Here is a 25,956-nt window from a genome sequence, read left to right as displayed (position 1 = left end):
AGTATTTATTTTTTAAAACGAATGGTCGTTGCCGTTCCCTCATGGTCTGAGTGGATAGACAAGGTTCCAAACAACTTTCCTTGGACAAAGCGTTCCACCAAGAGCAGGCCTAGATGATTTTCAAAGGTGTGCTCTTGATTGTAACCGCTGCCATTATCCAGTACTTTTAAAGTTATTATATCATTTTTAAGTCCAACCTGCAAACGGATTTGCGGTTTTTCTGGATTTTTTTTGTCCTTAAAAGCATGTTCATAGCTATTCTGCAGTAATTCATTGACGATTAGCGCCAGTGAAGTGGCCCGGCTGCTATCGAGACAGAGTTCCGGTTCCAGACTATAGGTAAGGGTTATTTCCCTATGCCCGTAAAAACAACGCTGAACATTTTCGATAACTCTCTTCAGCAGATGCTCAATCTGAATGCTGTCATCCTGCTGAGAAGACAGGAGCTCGTGAGTCGCCGCTATGGAGAGCACACGATTCATACTATCATTAAGAGCTTTTTTGGTGTCTGCTCCTGGACTTTGCTGAGCCTGTAGTCGCAGCAAGGAAACAACAGTTTGCAAGTTATTCTTTACCCGATGGTTCATTTCACGAATGGTAGTTGTATGGGTTAAGAGCTGTGCTTCCTTTTCCTTGATGTCTGTAATATCCTTACAGATCATGACCACATTTTCACTCTCAGCCAGCAGATAGCGTTTGACCAAAAAGCAATAAGTGCCATAATGTACCTCAACTTGGTGAGGTTTTTCTTGAGGGGCTTGCGGTCCCAGTTGCTGGATTTCTTCAAAAGTCAGACTGTCTAAGACCAGATTGCTATAGTGCATTCCCTCAATCGAGTCCATATAGCCCAGCTTATGGCGATAAGAATCGGCAGCTGCTTGATTGAAATACTTGAGATAGCCCTGCTGGTCAAAGACCAGAAAAGCTTCGTCAATATGATCAAATAAAACAAACTGCTCTTGGACTGAAATCTCAGGAGTGCTCCGCAACTCAAAACCGTCATCCTCTTTATCTAAAGAAAAGTGGTCTGGTAAAGTCTGGGGAGCATTTCTTTCGATAATCAGCGTTCCAATGACGCGCTCTTCTCTCACTATCGGAAAGACCGTCTGATGGATGGCTAAGCCCTCCTGCGATCTGGCCGAAAGCCCAATCGAGGGAGCGCCTGTCTCCAAGGTCCGGATAACACCTGGCTCATTTTCCAGGTAGGCCATAGCACCTACGACCGTGTTTTCGTACAAGCTGAGCTTGCTTTCCGGTTTTTTGTGAAAGATGACAATGGCATGTTCCGAAAAGATATTCTTTACGTCAATGAAGACATCTTCATTAGCATAAGCTGAGTTTTTCAATAATTCGTCAGCCTGTTGGACAAGATGCTCGATATCAGCCTCATCCAAATTTGTCTGTTCCTGACAAAGCTGCTTTATCTTATCTTTATACATCATTACACATCATCTTGGAGCACCAGCAATTTAGCAATCTCAATCATTGGCACTCTCTTTTGCATACTAATTGTCCGAATACGCTTGAAAGCTTCTGGCTCTGATAAATGATCACGAGCCATCAGCAAGCCTTTAGCCTTTTCAATCACAATCCGATCATCTATTTTTTTAGACAGCTTGACCATTTCATTGGACATCTGCTGCAACTGACGGCCCTTCTCAATGCAGACCTCTACCATTGGAATCAAGGACTTGGCATCCAAAGGTTTAACCAAGTAAGCACTAATCCCATTGGTTTTAGCTTTTTGAACATAGTGTTCATCGCTGTAGGCTGACAGTAGAATCACACTGTAGGCTAAAGCATCTTCGAGTATTTTCTTACCCGCTGTCAGGCCATCCAAAAGCGGAAGCTTGATGTCCATCATGACCAAGTCACAACGATATTTCTGACACAAATCAATAGCCTCAAAGCCATCGGATGCCTCAGCCACCACTTCATAATCAGCTGCCTCTAATATATTTCGGATATCTAATCTTACAATTGGATCATCATCAACAATTAGTATTCTGCCTTTCATACTTCCCCTCGACAGTTTGATTTTTTATGTCCGCGTTACGACAGTGCTGGAGAAGCCCAAAATCTCTTCCAGACCTTGTAAAACGGCAATGAGAGCTGCCTCAACAGAAGAAACGTCACCTGTCATCACGACAGAGCCGCTGAAACGATCCACAAAACCAACTTGAACATCCGCAGCCTTGGTCGCAATATCAACCGCAATGATAGCCGCTTCACTCGGAGTGATCGTCAAGATTCCAATCGCATCCTTGATTTCTGCCTGCAATCCCAATTTTTCAAAAATGACTTCATCAGGATTAGCGATAAGGTGCGCCAAGGTCACTTGTTTCCCAGGAACGTATTCCTGTATCATTCTTTGTTTTTCTTCCAATTTAGTAAACCTTCTTCATGATTTTAAACGTTCAGAAGTGTACTGCATGCTCTTAATCATTATACAATAATTTTGGCATAACAGCAATTCAGAGGATTAAAACGCTTTCTCTAATACTTTAAGCAGTTCTTCTGCCGTAGGGACACGAGGGTTAGTCGGAGTACAGCCATCATGCAGAGCAGCTTCTGAAATTTCTACCTTGTACTGAGCAAAAGCATCTGCTTTCACACCATATTCTCTTAGAGAAGTTGGCATCTCCAGCTTTCTTTGCAGTTTCTTGATGGCTTCAACCAACTGTCTTACTCCTGACACAGGACTTGAAGCACTGCATCCCAGTAGTTTGGCAATATCCTGATAGCGGCTTGCTACAGTCTTGTCTGTCGCCTGCCGGTTCCGATTGTTGAATTCGATACCAGCATTATACTGAATGACATGGGGCATTAAAATACTGTTTAAACGACCATGAGGTACATGGAACTTAGCTCCTGCCGCATGTGCCAGACTGTGATTGATACCCAAAGAAGCTGTGTTAAAGGCCATACCAGCCAGAGTGGATGCTGCATGCATCTTTTCACGCGCTTCTACATCCTGACCATTTTTGTAGGCTTTAGGCAGGTATTCAAAGACCAGCTTGATTGCCTTTTCAGCCAAGGCATCAGAGAAGTCCGTAGCCTTGGTCGATACATAAGCTTCAATGGCATGGGTCAGCACATCCATTCCAGTGTCAGCCGTGATGTTACCAGGAAGTGACAGAACCAAATCCGCATCTAAGATCGCAACATCCGGAAGGATTTCTTTGGTCACTAAAGGATATTTGGTACCTCTCTCTGCATCCGTGATGACAGAAAAGGATGTTACTTCAGATCCAGTTCCGCTTGTCGTCGGGATGGCGATGAGAATAGCCTCGGAGAAGGCACCCTGTTTCTTGGCAAAATAATACATAGCCTTGGAAGCATCAATAGCAGAGCCGCCACCAATAGAAAGCACAATGCTGATTGGCTTGTCTCCTGCACTCTTGATACCAGCTACAACTGTTTCGATTGGCGGATCAGGCACAATATCTGTGAAAACAACAATATCATTGCTGTCATCAAAGTTGGCTAAAATGGCATCCAACGTGCCAGATGTCTTCAAAAAAGGATCGGCAACGACTAAAATATGCTCATTTTTATAATGGCTTAATTGCTGCAGAGCGCCTTTGCCCACATGCAATTCAGTCTTATAGGAAATCTTATACATCTTTTCTCCTTTCTGTTATATCTATTTTTAAACAAAAAGAAACTATATGAAAATAAGACTGCTCCCCTACACACGTCACAGCATTTTCATATAGCTTCATTGCTTATTTATCTTCAGTACCCCTTTGTACTATATTGAATTATAACACAAAAGCGCTTTCAAGGCAATGAAAAAGTCATTAATATAAGAAATTTTTAGTGCCGCATCCCCTTGCAAAGCCAAGTTTATTTGAAGAATTAAATTTTTATTAAAATTTAGTTCATTTTCCTTGTAATTCCCTGTGAAAGGTGTTACAATCTAGTTACTAGGAAATTGATTTTAGTACTTTTAAGGATATGGAAGTCTGGTGCAAATCCAGCGCGGTCCCGCCACTGTGATAAGCTTTTCAGCTTTAAGTCAGGTCTTTATTCTTAAATTTTAGTAGATTTCATGCCTCGATGTAAGGTAGTGATGTCAGTTTGGAACAAACATTTTAGCTTAGTTTCCATTATTGACTCTACGTTTAAGTACGTTAATTTTCTAAAGATGAGGTTTCACTTGTCTTTCTGCAAAGGAGCAGAGTCAATAATTGGAAAGCTAGTGCTAATCAACGAAGCTTAGCATGAAGATACGATGATGTATAGGCGGCTTTCTTTTTTAGAATATCAAAATAAGTTCTGTCCTTCCAAGACTCAGTAGGAGTCAATTTGGAAAGACAGAACTTTTTCTGTATCTTTTTGTCACTGGCGTTTGCTAGCCCAACGCTCAACATCCGCCTTGGTGATATTGTGGAAGACCTTGGCACCTCTTTCATAGGCGATATCTTCTTGATGCTTGGTAAAGTTGATTACCCGAGCCAAGGCAAAGAAATAATCTGATAGACGATTGACAAAAATCAGGACATTATTGTTAATTTCCGTAGTCCACATAGCCCCTACGATATGACGCTCTGCCCGTCTTGCAATGGTCCGAGCCACATGAATCATGGAAGCAATCTCGTCACCACCTGGCAGGATAAACCTTTCCAGAGCCGGTGGAATTTCTGCGTAAGTATCAATCCTCTCCTCAATCCAGTCAATCAGCTGCTGATCGACCTTATAAGGGTAAACTCCCTTAGGAGTAGAGAGGTCTGAACCACAGTCAAAGAGATAATGCTGCAGCTGGAGCAGCTCATCTCTCAGCTTATCATCCTTGTCCAGCTTGGTAATAGTATAACCAATCCAAGAGTTCAGCTCATCAATGGTTCCATAAGCATTAACTCGTTCTGCATCCTTGGCGACACTTTGGCCGCCAACTAGCTTGGTCAAGCCCTTATCACCTGTTTTTGTATAGAGTTGCATATTTTTCCTCCTTTAAGTCACATTTTTGCGAATATCAACATAATCTTCTTCTTTCAAGCTGCCTTCAGCAAAGGTTGGCATGTGCTCCATAGTATAGACAGCATTTCCCAGCAGAAAGAAAGCCAAAGGGCAGCCCGAGCCTTCACCCAATCGCATGTCCAGCAAAAGCATGGGCTCCAGTCCTAGAAAGTCACTGACCAGTCTGTAAGCAGGCTCCGTCGAAGCATGGGAAGCAAAGGTATAGTCCAAGACATGAGGAGTCAGCTGATGGGCAATCAGAAGCCCCGTCAGAGAGATAAGGCCATCCACTACACATGGCAGCTGATAGCGGGCACAGGCAAGATGAGTGCCTGCCATAGCCAGCATATCCAGCCCGCCAAGCTTAGCGGTCAGATCCAGAATATCTCCATAAGGAGCGTGACGATCCAAACACTGCTGGATAACGGCAGTTTTATGAGCCTTCATATCCTGAGTCAGACCAGCTCCATAGCCTGTGACGTCTTCTGCTTTAAGACCGAGAACTGCAGCAATAACAGCTGCTGAGGTGGTGGTGTTGCCAATCCCCATTTCTCCTGTTCCAAAGAGACGATAGCCGTCTTTAATCAAGGCCTCTGTCTTCTTGTAGCCGACTAGAATTGCCGCTATTGCCTGCTCACGAGTCATGGCTGGCTCCTCGAGCATATTACGCGTCCCATGACAAAACTTGTCCTCATTCTCCTCAAAGATATCCTTCTTGCAGCCAATGTCTACCAGACAGATGTCTGAACCTGCATGTTTGGAAATAGCACACAAGCCTGACTTCCCTGCTAGAATATTGCGAGCAACAGTATAGGTCGTTTCCTGAGGATTGGCTGAAACGCCTTCAGCCACGATGCCATTATCCGCTACGTAGACAAGGACAATCTTCTTCTCCAAATCAATGGGACCAGGAAACATGGCATGCAAGCGAGCATAGATGGTCTCTAGCTTTCCTAAGGAGCCTGGCGGCTTTCCTAGCCGATCACAGTAGCTCTGCCCTTCTTGAACCTTGTCTCTGTCTATCGGAAGAATCTGCTCAATAATTTTTTCTAAGTCTTTCAAACTAGTCTGTCTCCTCCCTGACCGGCTGCACCCCTTCAAAAATAATCCTACTCAAGGTCCGAGTCTGATAATAAGCCCCACTAGCTGAGCGAGCTAGTTCAGCCTCTAGCTTGGGCAAGATTTCTAGCTGTTCCCTGTTCAGCAGCAGACCAACCAATGTACCACTATGAGCAACATTGAGGCCTAAGCACTGGTATTCTTTTACCAAATTCAGTAATTCTTTCAGGTAGGGCTTGGGTAGCCGTTTGTTATTCAACAAAGCACTATAACTCGCTAAATGACCAATCTTTTCCAGACTCTTCTCCTGACAAGCTTCCTGAAAGAGAGGAAGCAAGCGCTTGGACTCCTCAGCCGGATAGCTAGGACTGTCCTTCATCCGAACCAAGTCAAGGGTAGTCACCATCTCCACAGGCTCCAAGATATAAACATAGAGCTCCGGTCGCCAGTCTGTCTGCCAGACCACTTGACCAGTCAGGGGATCAATGACCGTCCAGTCCGCAAAAGCCACTGAGTCAGTAGGCTCAATCTTGGCACAGAGACAAGTCAAGTCTGCCGCTCTTAGAAGCTGCTTCTGCCCCAGAAAGGCCGCCTGCAGGCAGCTAACCATATCAGCTGTGCTGCTAGAATAGCCCTTGCTGATCGGCAGGTCTGACTCCTGAACAAAAGAGAAAGCATTGGCCACAGGCAGGAGCTCCAAAGCTCGCCTTACCTTTTCACCTTGAGCTTGCCTTGCGAGAGACGAAGTTCCGTCCAATCTAACCCGACTACGCTTCTCAATCCCATAGGAGAGCAGGACCTCTTGCTCTCCTACTAGACCTTGAAATAATTCACCGCAGGAACCCGGACAAGACACGATCCCCTTAGTCATAAGGAGCCTCTTTCGCCAAGACCTCTATCAGGCAAGTCAGAAGCTGTTCATTCTCCTGATGGCTGCGGATGGCTATGCGGTAATGCCGGTCTGTCAGATCATGATAATTTTGACAGGAACGGATAAAAATCTTTCTCTGCCGAAGCTCCTGACGCAGGTCCTGCTGACCTAAATATTCAAAGAAGATATAGTTGACACTAGGCTTGACCGGCCGAATCCGTGAAAATGCAGTCAGTCCTTGAAAAAGGAAATCTCTTTCTACTCGAAGCCACTCCTTGGTAGCTTGCTGATAGGCCTGGTCTTCCAAAAGGACAGGCAGGGCGTAATCCGCCATGGCATTGACCGACCAAGGAGCACGGCTCCCCTCTATCTCATCAAAGCAAGTCGGATGACAGCTGAGAGCATAGCCCAATCTCAGACCAGGAATAGCATAAAACTTAGTCAGAGACCGTACCACTACTGCATTTGGATAGACAGCTAGACATGAGACAAAGCTATAGGCCTCCTCATCGTCCAGAAAATCCATAAAAGCTTCATCCAATATCAAAAAGATTTGCCGCTCCTGCAAGTAGTCAGCTAGCTTTTCTAACTCAGTACGCCGAATCAAGGTACCCGTCGGATTATTGGGATTACAGATGAGTACAGCGTCTCCTGCAGTCAGTGAATCCAAGGCTGGCAACATGTCAGCTAGATTCCACTCATAGGATGGAGAAGGAAGGCTAAAGCGCTCCACCTTGGTCTGCACTTGCAAGAAGGCTTTTTCATATTCCATGAAAGTAGGGCTCAGAGTCAGGACCGTTTTTGGACGCAGGAAGCGGGCCAGCTCATAAAAGACTTCTACCGCACCATTTGCCAGCAGGACATTGTCCTTTTCTAGGTCATGATGATGTGCCAAAAGCTCTCTGGAGCGGCTGTAGCTGATGTCTGGATAATGAACCAGCCAATCAATGGACTCGGTCAGACAAGCCCTAAGCTTTTGAGAAATCCCCAAAGGGTTGATATTGGCACTGAAATCCAGACAGTCTTCTAGAGAAAAACCAAATTCCTCAGCCAAAGCTGCCGCATTTCCACCGTGCTCTACTTTCATAAATAGACATTCCTTCCTCGTTTCCTTGTTAGAATCTAGTATACCATATTCGGCTTTTTCGTCCCTAGTCTGACTCCAGATAAGCCTGAAGACGGTCAATTCCTTCGTTTTCCGTCGCTGATATTTCAAAAATTTCCTTGGCTCCAGCCACTTTCAGCTGTCGCCGCGCTTTTTCAATTTGCTCCGGCTGTTCAGCCATATCAATCTTGGTGACAATGCCAATCACTTCTTTATTGAAGAGGGAAGAAAAGCCTTGAGGAAAGGTCTGCATCTGATTGGAAGCCGCCACCAAGAGACCAATCACATCAGCTTCTGTTGCTGTCACGTTCAGAGCATTATAATACTTACGATGCTGGAGAAATTCTCCGGGCGTATCAATGATGGCATCATAGAACTCAATAGCCTGAGTCTTAAAGTAGCTTAGCTCCAAGCCTTTCAGTCGCTGGGTCAGAGTAGTCTTACCCACTCCGACTGGACCGACAAACATGATTTTTTTCATATTTTGCATCCATTCCTCTCTATGACAGGGGACTGCCCGCTATTTACTGAGCTGGGCTTCCTTACTATCTAGTTTGATAGTTTCCCTGCCGTTGAGCAGTACACCTTTATTTTCATCGCGGCCTTGCAGATAGTAAAGGGCATCTTCCTGGCCGTAAGTTTCAATCGCCTTAGTTTGCAAAAGACCGATTCCCTTGCTAGGATCTCTCAGAAGATTGAAGATGATACCCATTTGCAATTTAGGGAAGTCCTTGAGCATAGCATAGTCGCCATTACTGTCACCGGCAATCAGGATTGGTTCTTGATTGTCATGATTGACAGCAATCAGCTTTTTGATGGTCTCTGTCTTGCCCTCACCTTGAGTCTGAGCATAGTTGGTATCGTATTCCGGCTGAATCACACCCTTATCATCCTTTTTCAGGCGCATACCAGTAACATTTTCTTTAGGAATATTGTAGCCATACTTAGAATTACTAGCATAAGGGATAATCACATCGATATAAGACGCTGAGCAGATATAGACATCAATGCCGTTAGCCATCAGAGTCTTGTAGAGATTTTGCATTTCCTTGACTGAGCGAACACCGCGCTTGAAGGTCACAGTGATTTGGCCTGACTCACCTTTCAAGCCTTCTGGACTTTCCCAAGTTTCAGAAGTCAGCTTGTCTTGGAGAGCCTGGTCAATAGACTTTTCAGATAGAGCTTGAACTTCTTCAGAAGTCATACCTGCATAGAGGTAGGTCACCCATGGATAGCTGATGTCAGAGCTGAAGGTGTCACCAATCGCTTCGTAAAGATAGCGGAGTTTAGCAGCAAAATCTTGGTATTCATCAGTCTTTTTGACTTCTTCCAGAGACTTATCTCCTTGCATTCCCTTATAGCTATTGTAAATAGCCGTGTAGTCAGAAAGCAAGTCGGCCGCAATCTTGTCAATGTTCACTGGTTCACCATCTTTGTTATGGAAATCCTCAACAAAATCGTCGCTCGGTATATTAGTCCGTACTGCTTGGTCAAATTCTTCCGGCGTCATCTTAAAGGCCAGATTTTCAATTTGATAGGTAAAGGTTGCTTCGCCAATGTCGTTAATGACGGTCGTATTGTCCCAGTCAAAGACGGCATAAGGCTTTTTATTTTTATCATAGCTAGAGCTGGTGTTCCCATTTTCCTTGATGAGCTTGGTCAGACGGGCATAAAGCTTGTCTTCCCAAACGCCCTTATCCAAAGTCTTAGCCTTGTCCTTATCTGTTGTCTCTGTCTTAGCCGAGGATGACTCCGTCGTCGTCTTATTATTCCCCGCTTGACAAGCTCCCAGAAGCAAAGCCAAACCACAAAGCAGCACAATTCCTTTTGTCCGCATAGAAACAATCCTCCATAAAAAAATAATAGTGCGCAAAAAAATGGCATAGAAAACCCCTTTGATTCTGAAACACTCGCTTCATTGCGATCAAATCAGGCTTCCTTGCCATTTTCTATACTGTTATTATATTATAAACTATCTGGCAGACTTTGTCAATGAAGCGCTTTCAGATTTGTAAAAAAATAAAAACAGAGAAAAATATTTCTCTACCTTAGCAAACTTTTAGAATATAAACGCTATAACTGTTTAACTACATAGGAGATATTTGGAACACCACTCAACTTTTTGTCAGTTACTAAAAACACCTCAAATCAGTTCATCACTTTTCGGATGCTTCCTTATATAAATAGCTGCATAAAACGCATCTACCATAACAGCTGTCAGCGTCAAGGTTAACAAAATTCCCAATAAAATACCAAAGACATTCTGAATATAGCCTGTTAGGAGGGAGGGAATGATTGTTGCCCCAGCAAAAGCTATAGCAAAATTATTCCACCATGTTTTCTTTCTATTTCCCTCTTTTACTTGATTAAAGGTCCAGACTTTTCCTTGATTCTTTGGGAGATAATACCAAGCATAGAGGCCACAAGCAAAGATAAAAAGGAACATCATCAATATTACATAAAATGGAGTGAGAGGGGATTGATATATTCCCTCTATACTTTTTGAATCTCCTACTATTGCAAACATCAACATTCCGATAAAATTGATCCAAACTAATGCGCTCCAAGTAAGCAAAGCAATCAGAATATAGGTTAAAAATTTAAATCGATTGATTAGAAACTTAGAAAAAGCAAATAAAATACTTACCACATTAAGAATGATGCAAGTCAAAAATAGAATTTTAATCCATCCCTGACGACTTCCTGTTTCACCTATAAGGGCCCAGTAAAAGAAGAATGAGCAAAATGGTAAATTTATCCATGGATAAATCTTAATGTATCCTAAACTGACACCATGTGTAATCAAAGGACCGTGATATCTTTCTTTTTCTATATTAGTAATATTTACTTTATCTTTTCTATTTATCTTTACCATTAACGAGACCACCCTTCCACTAGTTTAAGCCATTAGTTCTATTAGAAAAGATTTGTAAAAATCTGAATTATTTATTGGACTATAATCTATAATAATCATCTTCAAAAAATCATAATATTTTTTCTTCATTTCGCAGCTCCTGTATTGATATTTTTGTTTCTTCTAAACTTCTCAGTATTAATTACTCTTATCCATTTTAAATCATTCTTGATAAACAATCCAGTTATAGAGGATACGTTCATATTTCCAGCTTTCCTCTTAATAAAAAAAGGGAAATCGTTTCTTCGATAATCCCCTTCAATTCTACAATTTTTCAGGCACTTGATTTCTCCAGCCAGTGAAAACTTGTGCATAGCCCAATAGATACAAGGGCGTCAATGCGATGCTCAAACCTACCAAGGCAATAATCATATAGAGTCCTGACAGCATAAACAAGCGAGTGATGACTGCTACTGCAGCTGACAAGCAGCACAGGACGATGGCGTGAATCTGCAAAATATTGATCTTTTGTTTCTGTTCAAAATATCTCAATTTTGAAACGATCACCATCTGATAGAGCAAATTGATCAGCTGATAAGACAAGCTGAGTATGATAAAAATCATAAAAAATGCTAAGTGGTTCTCACCAAAAAAGATGGAGCCCCAAAAAAGCAATTCAAAATGAAGAAATAGGTAAGAGCTGGTCGGAATGAGCTGCAAGGCTTTGGTATCAAAAAACTTTTGGAAGAGTAAAAAGGCTAGAAACAAAATAAGCGTGTGAACGATAGTAAAATTCATGACTATCATACTCAGATGATGCATCTCACCGCGTAAGAAAATAGAAACGATAAATACCAGTGAGATAAAAAATAACTCAATTAAACCAGCCTTATAAAAATCTAAGTTTTTGATTGGATTACAATCCGTAACAAGAACATTCAAAAATTCATAATATCTCTTTTTCATTTTGTAAACTCCCATTGTCTAACTTTATAAAATTTCCCCTAAACTTTGCGAAATTTTCTATAAAAAATTCTACATTTCATTATATCATACAGCATATAGGCTAAGGAAGTCTTATAAATCTATAGATATAGTTTCTATAGGATAGTTCTCTTTCTCAATCATTCGCCAAGTTGGCATTTTTCCGCTATAATAGAAAGGATGAATATCAAAGAAGAAATTATTAACTTAGCAAAAGACATTGGGATTTCTAAGATTGGTTTTACGACAGCGGATGATTTTGACTATCTGGAGAAGTCGCTGCGCTTGGCTGTAGAAGAAGGGCGAAATTCAGGATTTGAGCACAAGAATATTGAGGAACGGATCAAGCCCAAGCTGAGTCTGGATTCGGCTAAGACCATCATCTCTATCGCAGTCGCCTACCCCCACAAGCTCAAGCAGCAGCCTCAGAAAACGGCCTACAAGCGAGGGAAATTCACCCCTAACAGCTGGGGGCTGGACTACCACTATGTCCTGCAGGACAAGCTGGACCGGCTTGCCAAGGGAATTGAGGAACTGACCGCTGACTTTGAATACAAGGGCATGGTGGACACGGGCGCCTTAGTCGATACCGCCGTAGCCCAAAGAGCAGGAATCGGCTTTATCGGCAAGAACGGCTTGGTCATCTCCAAGGAATTTGGTTCTTATATGTTTCTGGGAGAGCTAATCACCAATCTGGACATCGAGCCTGATCAGCCTGTCGACTACGGCTGCGGAGACTGCAACCGCTGCGTGACAGCCTGCCCTACTTCCTGCCTGATTGGTGATGGCAGCATGAATGCCAAGCGTTGTCTATCCTTTCAGACTCAGGACAAGGGCGTCATGGATCTGGAATTTCGCAAGAAGATTAAGACTGTCATCTATGGCTGTGATATCTGTCAAATCTGCTGTCCTTACAATAAAGGTTTGGATAATCCTCTGGCGACAGAGATTGATCCCGACCTTTCTCATCCAGAGCTCCTGCCTTTCTTGGAGCTTTCCAACGGTCAGTTTAAGGAGAAATTCGGTCATGTGGCTGGCAGCTGGCGGGGGAAAAACATCCTGCAGCGCAATGCCATTATCGCTCTGGCAAATGCCAATGACCGCTCTGCCATTCCTAAAATGCTGGAAATTATCGACAAGGGGCAAAATCCGATTCATGTCGCTACAGCTATCTGGGCTCTGAGTCAGCTGGTGCGTGAGGTCCATCCAGAAATGATAGAACTGGTCATGAACGTCAAAAATCCGACCCCTCAAATCCAAGAAGAACAAGGCCGTTTCCTAGAGAAATTTGGCCTAAAAGAAAAACTTATGATAGAAAACTAAACCGCCGAGATTCTTCAATCTCAGCGGTTTCTTTATTTTTCTTCTTGTTTTCGGATTTCTTTGATAATGGAGCCCATCTTGACAGACTCGTCGCTGAAATAGCGGTAAAGCCGACCATCACCGTCTCCCATGTAGCTGATAGGGGAAAAGCGGTCGCTGCGGAAAGCGTCATTCTCATCAATCAAGTCTTCATCAACCACGCGCCGAGTGACACGGGCGATGACATTGGTCAAGGCACCGCATTCGACCATATCCAGCACCTGACACTCAATGGATACAGGGCATTGGTCTACCAGCGGAGCATCCACAGTCTCGCCGATTGTGTAGCTGAGACCGGTCAGGGCAAACTTGTCCTTACGACTGTTGAAACCAGCAATTTCAGACTCTTTGGTCAAATCCTTCTCAGGGACATTGACAGTGAATTGCTGGTGTTTGGTAATCTCTGTAATGGCATTCCCCTTGGTACGCATGGCAATAACCATCATGCTGCCCAAGGAATAAACCGAGCTTGAGGTTGAAATATTATAGCCGTGAACATCGTCTTTATAGCCTAAAAAGAAGACTGGAAAGCCGAAGTAAAGTTTTCTCGTTTCAAAAGTACGTTTCATATATATTCCTTTATTTTTAATTTTAAAATAGTTTAGCTGGCTGGGGCATGCGTCAGCTAAAATGTCCCATGTCGCCTATCAACTTTTTTGTCACAGGGTGATGAGCCTGGATAGGAAGCTCAAAGTCCTTTATCTCGTCAACGATTTCCCCGTCTGCCATGACCAAAATCCGATGGCAGAGAGCATAGCTCAGCTTGAAATCATGCGAGATGAAAAGATAGGTCAGCTGGTATTTCTCCCACAAATCATATAGGAGGCGTAACAACTTTCCTTGAACAATGGGATCCAAACCGCTCAGAGCCTCATCAAAGATGAGAATATCTGGCTTTAAGAGCAGGCCGCGGGCGATGCAAATCCGTTGGAGCTGGCCGCCACTGAGCTGGCGTGCTGGCTGATTCAGATAGCTTTTATCCAAACCGACGTCTTCTAGAATGGCTTCTATCTCGTCTCTAGCCACATCTTTTGACAGGGCCTCTGTCAAAACCTGCTCGACTGTAAAGTGCGGATTGACTGAATGGAGCGAGTCTTGAAAGACCAACAGAATTCTCACGCCAGACTTTTTGACTGAATAGGGCTGGCCATCTAGTAAGACCTGACCTTGACTGGGCTTTTCTAAACCAATCAGCAATTTAGCCAGCGTGCTCTTACCACTGCCGCTCTCGCCCATCAGACCAATCATTTCACCTTTCTGGACGGAGAAGTTACAGTCTTTGACAACCATTTTGCCATCGAATTTTTTAAAAACATGTCTACATTCCAGCATCTTGTCTCACCAACCGTTCGTATGGATTTCCTAAAATAAGGTCTTGGCTATAGGCCTGCGAAGGACTTTCGAGGATCTTGTCCACTGGACCTTCCTCCATGATAGCCCCCTGATACATGACAAGCATCTTGCCTCCTAGCTCCTGCGCCAAATGATAATCATGGGTCACTGTGATGAGGGTCTTTCCTTTAGCTAACTGCTCCTTTAAGATGAGGATAATCTGCTCGCGATTGTGGATGTCTAGCGCCGAAGTAGGCTCATCCAAAATGATAGTCTCTGGCTCTAGGCAAAGCAAGATGGCCAGCATGACCCGCTGCAGCATACCGCCACTGAGCTCAAAAGGATATTTCTTCAAAAGCTCTTCCGGCTCTCCCAGTCTGACCTCTTTCATAGAGGCTAGGGCCTTAGTCAGACAAGCGCTTTTTGAAATCTTGCTATGGCTGCGCATGGTTTCCCAAAAATGGCTTTGAATGGTCTGAAAGGGATTGAACATAGCCATCGGATTTTGAGACATATAGGCCACTCGGCTCCCCCGCAGCTGCTGCCAGTCCTTAAGAGAGCTGCGCTCCAGAGACATGGAGCCATAGTGAACTTCACCTTGCATGCTCAAGGATGAAGGCAGTTGCCCAATCAATATCTTGGTTAAGAGAGTTTTACCAGAACCACTCTCCCCAATGATGACCAGAGACTGCCCCACCTCCACTTCAAAGCTGATGTCCTGTAGTATGGTCTTTCCCTCAATCTGGGCTGTCAGTTGCTTTACTGCTATTTTTTCCATATCTGTTTCCAGCCTTTCTCTTCAAAGCATTCGGCAAATAGATTAAAGGCGACCACAGTCAGAAAGATAGCCAGTCCAGGCGCCAGCATCATCCAAGTTGCCGTTTGAAAATGGCTTCTAGCATCATGCAGCATCATACCCCATTCGGTAATATTGGGCTGGACACCGATTCCCAGAAAGGAAAAGCCAGAAATCATGAGAATGATATTCCCGATATTCATCAACACAATAATCAAAATAGGCTTGTATATAAAGGGCAGGATATGAGTTTTGAGGATATGAATCTGAGAGAGTCCCATGGTCTGGGCAGAAATGACATAGGCTTCCTCTTTGGCACTCTTGACCAGATTGGCCGTTACCCGAGCATAATAGACCCACTCTATGATAACAATGGCTAAAATCATATTGGTCATTCCTTGCCCCAATATCCCAACAGTAGCTAGCGATAGCAGGAAGCTAGGAAAGGCGGAAATAACATTTGCAAACCATAAGAAGGTTGCTTCAGCCTTTCCCTGGTACCATCCGATCAGCAAGCCGACTGTCACACCGATGACCACTTCTAGCAGACTGATAGTCAAGGATAAAAAGAGAGAATAACGAGCCCCGTGCAGCAGACGAGACAAGACATCTCTACCTAGCTGATCCGTTCCCAGCAGATGAACAGCGTCAGGTGCCATTAGTTTGTTTGAGATTTCTACCTGCTGGGGATCAAAAGAGGATAGAAAGGGAGCAAAGAGAGCGCAGATGAAGAGGACCAGCAAAATGACACTTGAAAAAATAAATCGTTTAGACATTGCTCCTCCTTTTTCTGACTCTAGGGTCTATCCAGAGCGGCAGCTGCTGGGTTAGAATGTTATTTCCCAAGAATAATAGGCCAAATAAAAGCATACAGCACTGGATGATGGGCAGGTCCACAGACTGGAGCGCATCTACAAAGAGGGAGCCGACACCATTCCAGGAGAAGACTTCTTCGACAATCAAGGAACCTGTCAGGAGATAGACCAAGGTCAGGCTCAGGCCTGTCGCAATGGCTGGCAGGGAATTTCTCAAGAGATGATTCTTGACCAGGAAGAACTTGCTGACTCCGCGCAGGAGGGCATTTTCGACATGGACACTGTTCATCTGCTCCAGCACAGCCTTGCGGATCAAAGCGGTATACTGGCCAATCAATGACATACTGAGGGTCAGACTAGGAAGAATCAAGCTGCTAAAATCCTGCTTGCCCGAAACGGGCAGCCATCTGAGCTGAACAGCAAAAATCACAATCAGCATGTAGCCTAACCAAAAGCTAGGCATGGAAACGCTGGAAAAGGATAGAAAACGAGTGACCTTATCAAAGAGAGAATCCTTGTAGACCGCACTAAAAATCCCCAAAGGAATGGACGTAAGCAAAATGAGAGCAAAGGAAGTCAAGCCCAGAGAAAGGGTTGACTGGAAACGTTCCAGCACCAAGGGCAGGACAGGAACCTTTAATAGATAAGACGTCCCAAAATCCCCACCAAGGGCCTTAGTCAGCCAAGCTAGATACTGCCGGGGCCAAGGTTGATTGAGGCCCAGATATTCTCTGGCTTTTTCCAAGGATTGAGGGGTTACTTGAATCTTAGATACCCTTAAATAGTTTTCTGCTTGATCAGCCGAGGATAGCTTGGCCAAGAGAAAGGTCAATACTGATATCATCAATAGAGCAGCTAAGAAAGAAACTATTTTTTTAAATAAATCTTTTTTCATAGTCCTTAAAAGAAAAGGGGCGGCTGATAAGCTTTTCAACTTAGCAGCACTACTCCCTTTATATTAAAATTTGCAGTTATGAAGCCAGCTTTTATTTTTTCTCAATATAGCGCAGTGGGAAAGCATTTTCTTCTGGGGCAAAGCGCATGCCATCGAGTTCTCCCTTGCGGTAGACGGAAACAACAGATTGGTAAGTGATTGGAATATAGATAGCTTCATCATGGAGCATGGTGAGGACTTTCTTATAGCCTTCATCGACTTTTGCCTCATCTGGTTCGACCAGAGTCGCCTTGATAATTTTATCAATTTCTGGCTTAGATGGCAGAGCTTCTAGGGAAATATTTTCTGGGTGACCATGGTCTGCTGGTGAAGTCAAGGCAGTCATCCAAGCATGCGGATCCCACGGTGCTCCCCAAGAATAAGTCAACATCAGGTCAAAGTTTCCTGTCTTGGCATTTTCCCAGTAGTCATCTTCTTCCATAGCTTTAAGCTGAACGTCGATTCCGATTTTCTTCCATTCGCCTTGGAAGTACTCAACCAAGTCCTTGTCTGTCGCCTTAGAAGAGATATAAGGAACATTTAGGCTTAATTTCTTGCCATCTTTTTCACGTATACCGTCAGAACCTTTCTTCCAGCCTGCTTGATCCAGCATCTTTTCAGCCTGCTTGATGTCGTAGTCATAGGGAGTCAGATTGGCGTCAGAATGCGGTGTAGACTTAGAGAAGATGGTATCAGCTGGTGTTTCTGTGCCGCGGAAAATGTCTTTCGCAATAGACTTCTTATCAACTGCATGGTTCATCGCCTGACGGACAGTCTTGTCTTTGAAAATTTCTTGCTTGGCATTCAAGAGCATGAGGCGGCTGGACATTGGTTGTGATACATCCGTTGTGTACTTGTCATCCTTGGCATACTTGGCAAAGTTATCCAGACCGATAACGCCATTTCCATAGATCAAGTCAACATTGCCAGACTCAAACTCAAGAGCACGGGTTTGTGGATCTGGAATAATCTTGACTGTTACTTCTTTCAATTTAGGCTTTTCACCCCAGTAATTTTCGTTACGGGTAAAGGTAATGTACTCGTTTTGCTTCTTGTCTTTGACAACCCATTGACCTGTTCCGATTGGCTTTTTGAGGTTGTCCTTGGTCGTATCGTCTCCGTCAGGGAAAGCAGCATCAGCTATGAAGCGAATCGGACGAATCATTGATAAATCATAGAGAGTCGCACTGTAGGCTTGTTTGAGCTTAATCTCAAAGGTATGCTCATCTACAACTCGATAGCTTTCCAATTGGTTAGTAAAGTCAAACCAAGTGTGGTTTTTCTTGTTTTCCTCTGAAAAGACGGTATCGAAATTCCGTTTGACATTCTCAGCATTAAAGTCAGAGTCGTCTGAGAATTTTGCCTTTCTCAGCTTGAAGGTATAGGTTTTACCATCTTCGCTGATATCCCAGCTTTCAGCCAAGGCTGGCTCGATTTTACCATTGTCACCGTAGCGGACTAGGCCTTCATAGACCATATCCTGAATGACAAATTGGTCTGGATTGTAGCGGTGAGGATTGACATCCCCAAAGTCCTCTCCCCAGACCATAGTGAGTTTGTCTTTCTCATTGGCTTGTTTGGAAGAATTTGAGTTTTGCTGGCAGGCTACCAAGAATAAAGGCAGCAAGAGGACAACTAATAAAAATAGTTTTTTTCTCATTTTTATTGAATCACTTTCTTGTATTCATATTTTTTATGATTGCAGTCCCAAGAGATAGGGGCTATAGTTTATGTTTTTTTGATAATCAATTCATGCGGTTGTACTTGCTGTTCAGAGCGTCTCCGAACTTGGTAAAGAGGAGAATGGTCAAAATCAGCAAGATACAAGGAAAGACCACAATCCAAGGGGCTTCCTGAATGTAGATCCGTCCGTCATTTATCATGGCTCCCCACTCAGGCGACGGTGCCTGAGCTCCCAATCCAACAAAGCTGAGACCAGCGATTTCCATGATAATGGTGCTGATGTCAAAGCTCATGGTCGTCAGAATCTGAGGGAAAAGACTGGGGAAATAATAGTTTTTCAGGCTTGTCCAAAAACTATTGCCATACATTTTCGAGGACTGGATATAGGGTTCATTTTTCAGCTGCATGGTCATGGAGCGCATCAGGTAGGCATACTTGGTCCAGGCCGTCAAGCAAATAGCGATGAGGGTTTGCTGGAGACCGATGCCCAAGATACTGACGATAGCAATGACCAGAATGATAGATGGGAAAGACTGAAAAGCCGTGATTACTAGCAAGATGAACTGGTCGAATTTCCCGCCGATAAAAGCGCTAGTCACCCCGATAAAGGAGCCCACCGCCGCAATCAGCATCAGAATCATCAAGGCTGGCAGGACCGTTTCCGCACCTCCGCTCACTGCACGCGCAAAGACAGACCGTCCCAGAGCGTCTGTTCCGAACCACTCACTGCTGCTGGGCCCTTGTAGGGCTTGTCCCAGATTGACCTTGGTTAAACTGTCACCCAAGAGATGAGGAGCCAAGGAGGAAAGGACCAAGGCCAGGAGGATGAGACCGCCCAAGACCAGGAGTTTTCGATTGATTTTCTTATCCATACGAACCCTCCTTGCTTACTTTTAATTTCTTCGTGCGCGGCAGCAGTTTGGGATTTTCCTGAGCCAGTCGGACACGAGGATTGAGCCAAACAGTAAGCAGTTGAAAGACTAGATTTACAGTCAAAACTCCCGCTGTGATAAAGAGAACCGCCCCCTGAATGAGAGGATAATCCCGCTTGGCAACTACGCCAATCAGCATCTTACCAATGCCCGGCCAGGAAAAGAGGTGCTCAATAATAGCCACGCCGCCCAAGAGCGAGCCCAGAGAAAGGCTGACCAAGGTGAGAAGAAAGGGCAGGACATTGTAAATCACGTCATGCAACAGGATATGTCCCTCTCGAATCCCCCGACCTTGCGCACCTTCGACTTCTGGCGAATGCAGCACTTCTATCAGAGCGGTCCGCAGCTGCGGAATATAGCGAGTGGACATGATCATGGCCAGTGTTATGACTGGCAAGACCAAGCCCAGCTCATTGGCCGTTGCCTGAATGGGAAACCAGTGCAGCTGAACAGAAAAGATCAGAATCAGGATAATCCCCATAACAAAGCTAGGAATGGCATTTAGGAAGGCCAGACCTCCCATCAGGAAGCGGTCAACCGGCTTTCCAGCATGGTAGGATGTGTAGAGAGCTGTCGGCAAGGAAATTCCCAGAGTTGTTAGCAGGGTATAAAAAGCTAGGTAGACTGTATTGGGAAAATAGAAAACCAGCTGCTCCCAGACCGAAGCTCCGGAATTATAGGTCACACCAAAGTCGCCATGGACAATCTTGCCCAGCCAGGCCAGATATTGCTCCATAAAGCTGCCATTCAGACCCATCTCTGCCCGCTTGATTTCCAGCAGTTCCTTGGTAAAAGGAATGCCCTGAGCGTTGAGGATGCTCTCAGCCGGATCTCCCGGTGCTAGATAAACCAGCAAAAAGGAGATAAAGCTGACGCAGAGCAGGATGAGGACGAATTGCAGAATAGTTTTGATAATAAATTTAATCATGCGCCTCCCTTTCAGATGTCTGGTAGCTTTCAGGCTTCTTGCTAGCTACGGCCAGCAGCACTTCGTCTTGGTGGACAACCAGGGTCGCCTTCTGGTAGAGGACCAGACCGTCTTCCTTGGCAGTCACCTTTTCTAAAATATTGCCATAAATATCACAGATTTCGCCGATGACCTGACCAGCCTGTACTGTTTGATTGGGCCGGACAAAGCACATCCAGCAGCCCGACCTCTGACAGGTCAGATAGTAACTGTCGTCAAAGATCAGCGGCGCCTGCTTATAATAGGGCATGGTCCCTTCAAAAAGATAGCGGGCGACTTGTTTGACTGACTCCTTCATAGCCAATACATCTTCTGGCAGACAGGTACCATTTTCTCCCTGCTCCAGCAGGATGCTAGGCAGTCCATAGTCCACCGAGGCAGCGTGATAAAGATTGCCGCAGTCCTGAGATTGATAGATTATCGGTGTCCCTGAAGCCTGCAGCATCTGATAGGACTTTTCCATCACCTCTGGATTTGCCCGCAGAGAATAGTAACCATGAGGGGTCAGCAGTTCTTCCCGATTGCCACTATGCAGGTCAATCAGGAAGTCACTGACGCTAAAGACCTGACTCTCAATCACAGACCGAATCTGATAGCTGAGGCTGGAAACCGGCTCTTGATCCTGAAAAATCCTGTTCAGATCGAGGCCGTCCTCAGGTACAAGTGTCGTCTCCCGAGCCCAGAAGCCGCTGACATTGACTGCATGCAGGAGGAGGACAGAGCCCTGAAAGTTAAAGTCCCATTCATGCGCTAAGTCCATCAGCGCCTTAACCCCGACATACTCACAGCCATGAACCGCCGCACTGATGGTCAGCAAGGGCTGGGTAGCCTGTCCTTTGAGCAGGGTGTACTGGATAGCCAGCTCATCCGTGATGGGCAGACTGCCTTGATAGCTGCTGCAAGGAGCCATAGAGTCTAGTTCTTGCTTAATCCTCATCTTTATCCTCCCTGTACTGACTGAGCAAGAGCTTGGTATAGTCACTCTTGGGAGCAGAGACGACCTCTCGCATGCTGCCCTTCTCCTGCACGATTCCGTCCTTGAGGACGATCAAATCTTCCGCAAAATTGCTGACCAGAGCGATGTCATGAGAGATGAAGAGAAAGGATGTCTGCGAGCGCTCCTTGATATCTGCCAGCAGCTGCATGACTTCATACTGAACAGTCACATCAAGGGCACTGGTGATTTCATCGCAGATGAGCACATCGGGATTAATCAGCAGGGCACGGGCAATGGCCGCCCGCTGGCATTCTCCTCCGCTCAGCTGATACGGCAGCCGCTGGGCAAGCTCAGCTGTCAGACCAACTGAGGTCAGCAAGTCATGGATGGCCTGCTTTCTATCTAACTGCTGCTGATAGAGAGAGAAGTTACGACAGACCTCTTCCAGGCTCTGCTGAATGCTGCGCTTGGGATGAAAAGTCGACTGGGGCTGCTGGGCAATATACTGGACCCGAGCATAGTATTCCCTATCCTTGTAGTCATAGACTGGTTTGCCCAGTAGGGTCAGCTTCCCTTGGTCCGGCTTTAAAAAGCGGCAAATGAGTTTGGCAATGGTACTCTTACCAGAGCCTGACTCTCCGACCAGCCCTAAAGCCTGTCCCTTTTCCAAGCTAATGTCAATATCAAATACACCGATTCTCCGCTCACCTATCTGACTGTACTCGTAGGTCAGTTGGCGACCAACCAATACTTGATTCATAGCTGCCCCCCTTCTCTAAATGCTGCTAGCTTAGGCACGGCCTTCAGCAATTTCTGGGTGTAGGCCTGCTCAGGATGGCGAAGAACTTGATGGGCTGGACCACTTTCGACAATCTGCCCTTCTTTCATGACGACTACTTTTTGCGCTAGATGCTCAGCCACACTGATATCATGTGTAACAAAGAGAATGGCCATTTTTTCCTCCTGATGAAGCTTGCTCAAGAGATCAAGCAGCTTCATTTTCGACAGGACATCAAGAGCGCTAGTCGGCTCGTCAGCCAGCAATAGTTTGGGTCTGCTAGCTAGAGCTAGCGCCACACCGACTAGCTGCATCATACCGCCACTAAGTTCGAAAGGATACTTATTGACGACTTTTTCAGGCAGCAGTCCCACCATTTCTAGACATTCTTCCAAGGGACGGAGATTTGCTGCCTGCTGGCCCTGATTTTTCACCAAGTCCTGATAATGCTTTTTGATCTTACGGCGGTTATTGAAGCTGAGACTGGCATGCTGACTAATCCAAGCCACTTCTCGGCCTACAAAAGGCAGATAAATGCGGTGATCCTGGGGCTGAATTTCCTGCCCCTCAAAGGTAATACTGCCCTCTGTTACTGTCAGACCCCTAAGAGGGAGACCCAGCAGCATCTTGAGCAGGGTGGACTTGCCACTGCCACTCTCGCCCACAATCGAAAGGGACTCCCCCTCAGCAAGAGAGAGGGAGACCCGATCGAGAATGACTTTATCTGCTGACTGCACCAGCAGATCTTTCATTTCCAGCATGTTTTATTCCTTTGATAGTTTGTTGCTGACGTGATAGTAGTCTGTCGGATGAGATTCCAAACCAGAGACGGACTTGTCCATCACCAGAGCGACCTTGAAGAAGCCGATAATAGTAAAGCCGTAGTCCTTATCCATGATTTCTTGGATTTCCTTGCTGAGCTGATTACGCTTAGCTGGATCAGTTTCAGTCGCTAACTCTTCGATTTTCTTGTCTGCTTCTGGGTTGCTGTAGTGACCGATATTGGCTGTACCATTAGTCTTAACAGCACTGTTGAAGAAGGCGTATGGGTCACCGATAGGAGCTGCTACCACCGCATAAGGTGTGAAGGCATAGTCCTTTTCACTGGCAACGGCACTGACTTCAACTTTCTTGATAGTCGCTTCGATTCCGACTTCCTTGAGCTGTTGCTGGGTTGCTTCTACAGCCAGCGGCATTTCAGGCAGACGAGTAAAGGACAGCAACTCAATGCTGACTTTTTGGCCGTCTTTTTCACGATAACCATCACCGTCAGTATCCTTGTAACCAGCTTCATCCAAGAGTTTCTTAGCCTTGTCTACGTTAAATTCATGGACGCTCTTTTGCAGGGCAAAGGCAAACCCTTTAGGGAAAGGTCCAACAGCTGGCACAGCTGAGCCTTTAAAGAGGGATTCTGAGTAGGTCTTCTTGTCTACCAAGGTATCTAAAGCCTGACGGAATTTGTCATCTGCTACATAAGGATTTTCAAAGTTATAGTAGTAAGCTAGGTAGCGAGAACCTTCTACTTCAGAGATTTTGTAGTTCTTATCGGAAGCATAGGTACTTAGATTTGCATAAGGCAGACCATAGACGGCATCAACTTCCTTAGACTTGAGGGCTGCAGAAATAGCTGTCGGATCAGAGAAGTATTTAATCTTCAGATTAGCAACTTTTGGCTTGCCATCCCAGTAGTCTTCATAAGCCTTGAGCTCTGCTCCGCTCTCAGGAGTGTACTTGGTCACCATGTAAGGTCCAGTTCCGACAGGAGCCTTGTCAGATGCGCTCTTGCCAGTCGTATCAACAATAGCGGAGTAGGGCTCTGCCAAGAGATTCGCCATAATCGGTTGCGCAGCCTTTGTCTTGATGGTCACAGTTTGACCTTCCGCAGAAATGCTGTCAATACCCATATCTGATGCTGCCCGCTCGCTTGTCTTAATCAAGCGTTCCAGAGAAGCTTTGACCTTTTCACCGGTCATTTTTTCACCATTTTGGAAGGTCACCTTATCCTTGAGGGTAATTTTCCACTCTAGGTCCGAGACTGCTTCGATTTTCTCAGCCAGCCAAGGTTTTACCTCAAGTTTGTCGTCCATCTTAAAGAGGGTTTCTCCCACTCCGTAACGAACCGTGAACCAGCCATTGTATTCCGCTGCTGGATCTACATTTGCTGGAAATTGAGTGTAGCCAATGGTTACAGTCTTACTGCCACTATCGCCAGTAGACTCACTGGTTTTGCTAGGGTTTACACAGGAGGCTAGGGCTAGGCCTGCCAAGGCTAGAGCCATAATTTTTTTAAAATGTTTCATAAAATATTCAACTTCCTTTTCTATTTAGTAAACTACTTTAAGACGGTCTGTCCTAGTCAAATCTAAATACGCTTCGCTCTCTGTCTAAGGTGGTTCTATGTCCTGAAGATGAGAGAGCAAACGAGTGAAAAACAAATGATTGCTCATTCTTTTTCCTCCTTGGGGATTTGCTTGTCTTAATCTTTTCCTTCCAGATAGCTTCGAGCATCTTCGACAAAGGCCGTTGGCAGAGCTAGGTCAGCCTGCAGCTCATCGCGATAAGCTCGGATGACTTCTGCCTCTCGGCCAGAGACAACCTTTTCTGCCCAGTCGGGGTCTAGGAGCAGGGCCTTGCCGAGGGCAAAAAGCGGAATCCCCGCATCCAATACTCGCTGGGCATCCTGCTTGGTCTCTATCTGACCGACACCAATCAGGGGCACTCTACCATTAATTTTTTTGATAATTTTCTGAATCACTGGCTCTGAGTCCTGAGAATCTCTGATAGACGAGCGCCAGACATCAGAGGTCGAAATATGCAGATAGTCCACCTGATGATAGATAAGCTGCTCCAGTAACTGCAGGGTATCATAAAGCTGGATACCTGGTTCCTCAATCTCTTCCGGAGAAAAGCGGTAGCCAATCAGGAAGGGGCGGTCAGCCTCTTCTTTGACTAGTTGCTTGGCTCTTTTCAGCAAGGTCTTTGGAAAGCGCAGGCGGTTGTTAAGACTGCCGCCCCACTTGTCCTGACGGACATTGGAATGGGGAGAGACAAACTGCTGGATCAGATAGGTATTGGCGCCATGAAGCTCAACTCCGTCAAAGCCAGCCTGAATGGCCCGTCTGATGGCTGACAGAAAATCCTCTATCACCTGCTCCACTTCAGAATTCTTGAGCGCTCTCGGCTCTGCCAGATAATCGCGCGGAGCCTTGACAGCGCTGGGTGCTACTGGCTGACCGTCAATCAAATCAGGCAGAACCATACGACCACCATGATAAAGCTGCACAATAGCCAGAGCCCCTTGGTCCTTGATGGCCTTAGCTAGACGGCTAAGCCCCTCAATCTTATCGTCCTCGGCGCCGCTGAAGCTCTCCGCAAAGGACTTTCCCAGAGGATGGACATAGGTACTGCCAGTAATGACCATACCAACCGACCTAGACCGGCGGGCAAAAAAATCAATATCTGCCTGAGATACATAGCCACCCGGCTCACTAGCGCAGATAGTCATAGGAGCCAATACAACGCGATTGCGCATGGTCTGACCATTTTTAAAAGTAAATTTATCCTGAATCTGTGTATTCATCTAGT

General features: G+C 45.3%; 26 protein-coding genes and 1 riboswitch. Of the genes, 1 reads left to right on the top strand and 25 read right to left on the bottom strand.

The window, feature by feature from the left end; translation table 11 throughout:
* Positions 1–5: 5 nt before the first annotated feature.
* From HMPREF9380_RS08505 to HMPREF9380_RS08560, 12 genes are all read right to left on the bottom strand, one after another.
* Positions 6–1,442, bottom strand: a complete 1,437-nt coding sequence (locus HMPREF9380_RS08505) for a sensor histidine kinase (protein ID WP_002932319.1) — start codon at positions 1,440–1,442, stop codon at positions 6–8.
* A complete protein-coding gene (locus tag HMPREF9380_RS08510; RefSeq protein WP_002902510.1) occupies positions 1,442–2,017 on the bottom strand; it encodes an ANTAR domain-containing response regulator in 576 nt (191 codons plus the stop codon). Before HMPREF9380_RS08510 ends, HMPREF9380_RS08505 begins: the two co-directional genes overlap by 1 nt.
* A gap of 24 nt (positions 2,018–2,041) precedes the next feature.
* Positions 2,042–2,386, bottom strand: coding sequence for a BMC domain-containing protein (locus tag HMPREF9380_RS08515; protein WP_002898216.1), 345 nt, complete (start codon positions 2,384–2,386; stop codon positions 2,042–2,044).
* 96 nt (positions 2,387–2,482) lie between these two features.
* Complete coding sequence (locus tag HMPREF9380_RS08520; RefSeq protein ID WP_002896393.1) at positions 2,483–3,625, bottom strand: 1-propanol dehydrogenase PduQ; 1,143 nt, start codon at positions 3,623–3,625, stop codon at positions 2,483–2,485.
* Positions 3,626–3,935: 310 nt separating this feature from the next.
* Positions 3,936–4,084, top strand: a riboswitch (adenosylcobalamin (AdoCbl) riboswitch).
* 260 nt (positions 4,085–4,344) lie between these two features.
* Positions 4,345–4,944, bottom strand: a complete 600-nt coding sequence (locus HMPREF9380_RS08525; RefSeq protein WP_002932314.1) for a cob(I)yrinic acid a,c-diamide adenosyltransferase — start codon at positions 4,942–4,944, stop codon at positions 4,345–4,347.
* Between the two features lie 12 nt (positions 4,945–4,956).
* Positions 4,957–6,024, bottom strand: coding sequence for a nicotinate-nucleotide--dimethylbenzimidazole phosphoribosyltransferase (cobT, locus tag HMPREF9380_RS08530; RefSeq protein WP_002932312.1), 1,068 nt, complete (start codon positions 6,022–6,024; stop codon positions 4,957–4,959).
* A gap of 1 nt (position 6,025) precedes the next feature.
* Positions 6,026–6,892, bottom strand: coding sequence for a hypothetical protein (locus tag HMPREF9380_RS08535; RefSeq protein WP_002932310.1), 867 nt, complete (start codon positions 6,890–6,892; stop codon positions 6,026–6,028).
* Positions 6,885–7,979, bottom strand: a complete 1,095-nt coding sequence (cobD, locus tag HMPREF9380_RS08540; protein WP_002932307.1) for a threonine-phosphate decarboxylase CobD — start codon at positions 7,977–7,979, stop codon at positions 6,885–6,887. The genes HMPREF9380_RS08535 and cobD overlap by 8 nt, the downstream gene beginning before the upstream one ends.
* A 64-nt stretch (positions 7,980–8,043) precedes the next feature.
* The gene (locus HMPREF9380_RS08545) at positions 8,044–8,478 is read right to left on the bottom strand and encodes a EutP/PduV family microcompartment system protein (protein WP_080560675.1); all 435 of its coding nucleotides are present in this window, start codon (positions 8,476–8,478) and stop codon (positions 8,044–8,046) included.
* 39 nt (positions 8,479–8,517) lie between these two features.
* Complete coding sequence (locus HMPREF9380_RS08550) at positions 8,518–9,834, bottom strand: HAD family hydrolase (protein ID WP_002932304.1); 1,317 nt, start codon at positions 9,832–9,834, stop codon at positions 8,518–8,520.
* A 306-nt stretch (positions 9,835–10,140) separates the two neighbouring features.
* Entirely contained in the window at positions 10,141–10,872 is a 732-nt protein-coding gene (locus tag HMPREF9380_RS08555; RefSeq protein WP_002932303.1) for a hypothetical protein, read from the bottom strand.
* A 303-nt stretch (positions 10,873–11,175) separates the two neighbouring features.
* A complete protein-coding gene (locus HMPREF9380_RS08560; RefSeq protein WP_002932301.1) occupies positions 11,176–11,832 on the bottom strand; it encodes a hypothetical protein in 657 nt (218 codons plus the stop codon).
* A gap of 183 nt (positions 11,833–12,015) precedes the next feature.
* On the opposite strand from HMPREF9380_RS08560, the gene queG reads away from it, so the two are divergent.
* The gene (gene queG, locus HMPREF9380_RS08565; protein WP_002932299.1) at positions 12,016–13,158 is read left to right on the top strand and encodes a tRNA epoxyqueuosine(34) reductase QueG; all 1,143 of its coding nucleotides are present in this window, start codon (positions 12,016–12,018) and stop codon (positions 13,156–13,158) included.
* 32 nt (positions 13,159–13,190) lie between these two features.
* Here the strand turns inward: queG and HMPREF9380_RS08570 are convergent, their stop codons facing one another.
* The 13 genes from HMPREF9380_RS08570 to HMPREF9380_RS08630 form a co-directional block, all read right to left on the bottom strand.
* Complete coding sequence (locus HMPREF9380_RS08570; RefSeq protein WP_002901082.1) at positions 13,191–13,766, bottom strand: flavin reductase family protein; 576 nt, start codon at positions 13,764–13,766, stop codon at positions 13,191–13,193.
* A gap of 52 nt (positions 13,767–13,818) precedes the next feature.
* Positions 13,819–14,529, bottom strand: a complete 711-nt coding sequence (locus HMPREF9380_RS08575; RefSeq protein WP_002932294.1) for an ABC transporter ATP-binding protein — start codon at positions 14,527–14,529, stop codon at positions 13,819–13,821.
* On the bottom strand, positions 14,516–15,307 hold the full coding sequence (locus HMPREF9380_RS08580; RefSeq protein ID WP_002932293.1) for an ATP-binding cassette domain-containing protein: 792 nt from the start codon (positions 15,305–15,307) through the stop codon (positions 14,516–14,518). The genes HMPREF9380_RS08575 and HMPREF9380_RS08580 overlap by 14 nt, the downstream gene beginning before the upstream one ends.
* Positions 15,295–16,101, bottom strand: coding sequence for an ABC transporter permease (locus HMPREF9380_RS08585; RefSeq protein WP_002932291.1), 807 nt, complete (start codon positions 16,099–16,101; stop codon positions 15,295–15,297). The genes HMPREF9380_RS08580 and HMPREF9380_RS08585 overlap by 13 nt, the downstream gene beginning before the upstream one ends.
* The gene (locus tag HMPREF9380_RS08590; RefSeq protein WP_002932289.1) at positions 16,094–17,035 is read right to left on the bottom strand and encodes an ABC transporter permease; all 942 of its coding nucleotides are present in this window, start codon (positions 17,033–17,035) and stop codon (positions 16,094–16,096) included. The genes HMPREF9380_RS08585 and HMPREF9380_RS08590 overlap by 8 nt, the downstream gene beginning before the upstream one ends.
* A gap of 91 nt (positions 17,036–17,126) precedes the next feature.
* The gene (nikA, locus tag HMPREF9380_RS08595; RefSeq protein WP_002932287.1) at positions 17,127–18,734 is read right to left on the bottom strand and encodes a nickel ABC transporter substrate-binding protein; all 1,608 of its coding nucleotides are present in this window, start codon (positions 18,732–18,734) and stop codon (positions 17,127–17,129) included.
* Positions 18,735–18,819: 85 nt separating this feature from the next.
* Positions 18,820–19,629, bottom strand: coding sequence for an ABC transporter permease (locus HMPREF9380_RS08600; protein ID WP_002932285.1), 810 nt, complete (start codon positions 19,627–19,629; stop codon positions 18,820–18,822).
* The gene (locus tag HMPREF9380_RS08605; RefSeq protein ID WP_002932281.1) at positions 19,622–20,617 is read right to left on the bottom strand and encodes an ABC transporter permease; all 996 of its coding nucleotides are present in this window, start codon (positions 20,615–20,617) and stop codon (positions 19,622–19,624) included. The genes HMPREF9380_RS08600 and HMPREF9380_RS08605 overlap by 8 nt, the downstream gene beginning before the upstream one ends.
* Positions 20,610–21,593, bottom strand: a complete 984-nt coding sequence (locus HMPREF9380_RS08610; RefSeq protein WP_002932280.1) for a M14 family metallopeptidase — start codon at positions 21,591–21,593, stop codon at positions 20,610–20,612. Before HMPREF9380_RS08610 ends, HMPREF9380_RS08605 begins: the two co-directional genes overlap by 8 nt.
* The gene (locus HMPREF9380_RS08615) at positions 21,583–22,353 is read right to left on the bottom strand and encodes an ABC transporter ATP-binding protein (RefSeq protein ID WP_002932279.1); all 771 of its coding nucleotides are present in this window, start codon (positions 22,351–22,353) and stop codon (positions 21,583–21,585) included. Before HMPREF9380_RS08615 ends, HMPREF9380_RS08610 begins: the two co-directional genes overlap by 11 nt.
* Entirely contained in the window at positions 22,350–23,132 is a 783-nt protein-coding gene (locus HMPREF9380_RS08620; RefSeq protein WP_002902478.1) for an ATP-binding cassette domain-containing protein, read from the bottom strand. The genes HMPREF9380_RS08615 and HMPREF9380_RS08620 overlap by 4 nt, the downstream gene beginning before the upstream one ends.
* 3 nt (positions 23,133–23,135) lie before the next feature.
* Positions 23,136–24,671 (bottom strand): ABC transporter substrate-binding protein, encoded by a 1,536-nt coding sequence (locus HMPREF9380_RS08625; protein WP_002932278.1) that lies wholly within the window; start codon positions 24,669–24,671, stop codon positions 23,136–23,138.
* 176 nt (positions 24,672–24,847) lie between these two features.
* Positions 24,848–25,951: an NADH-dependent flavin oxidoreductase gene (locus tag HMPREF9380_RS08630; RefSeq protein ID WP_002932277.1), complete on the bottom strand. Its 1,104-nt coding sequence runs from the start codon at positions 25,949–25,951 to the stop codon at positions 24,848–24,850.
* Positions 25,952–25,956 lie beyond the last annotated feature (5 nt).

Origin of the sequence: Streptococcus sanguinis SK49 (genome assembly GCF_000212815.1) — a bacterium.
In the GTDB taxonomy this organism is placed as follows: Bacteria; Bacillota; Bacilli; order Lactobacillales; family Streptococcaceae; genus Streptococcus; species Streptococcus sanguinis_C.
The sequence above is the reverse complement of the archived record's forward strand: the minus strand, read 5'-3'. Positions and strand labels throughout refer to the sequence as shown.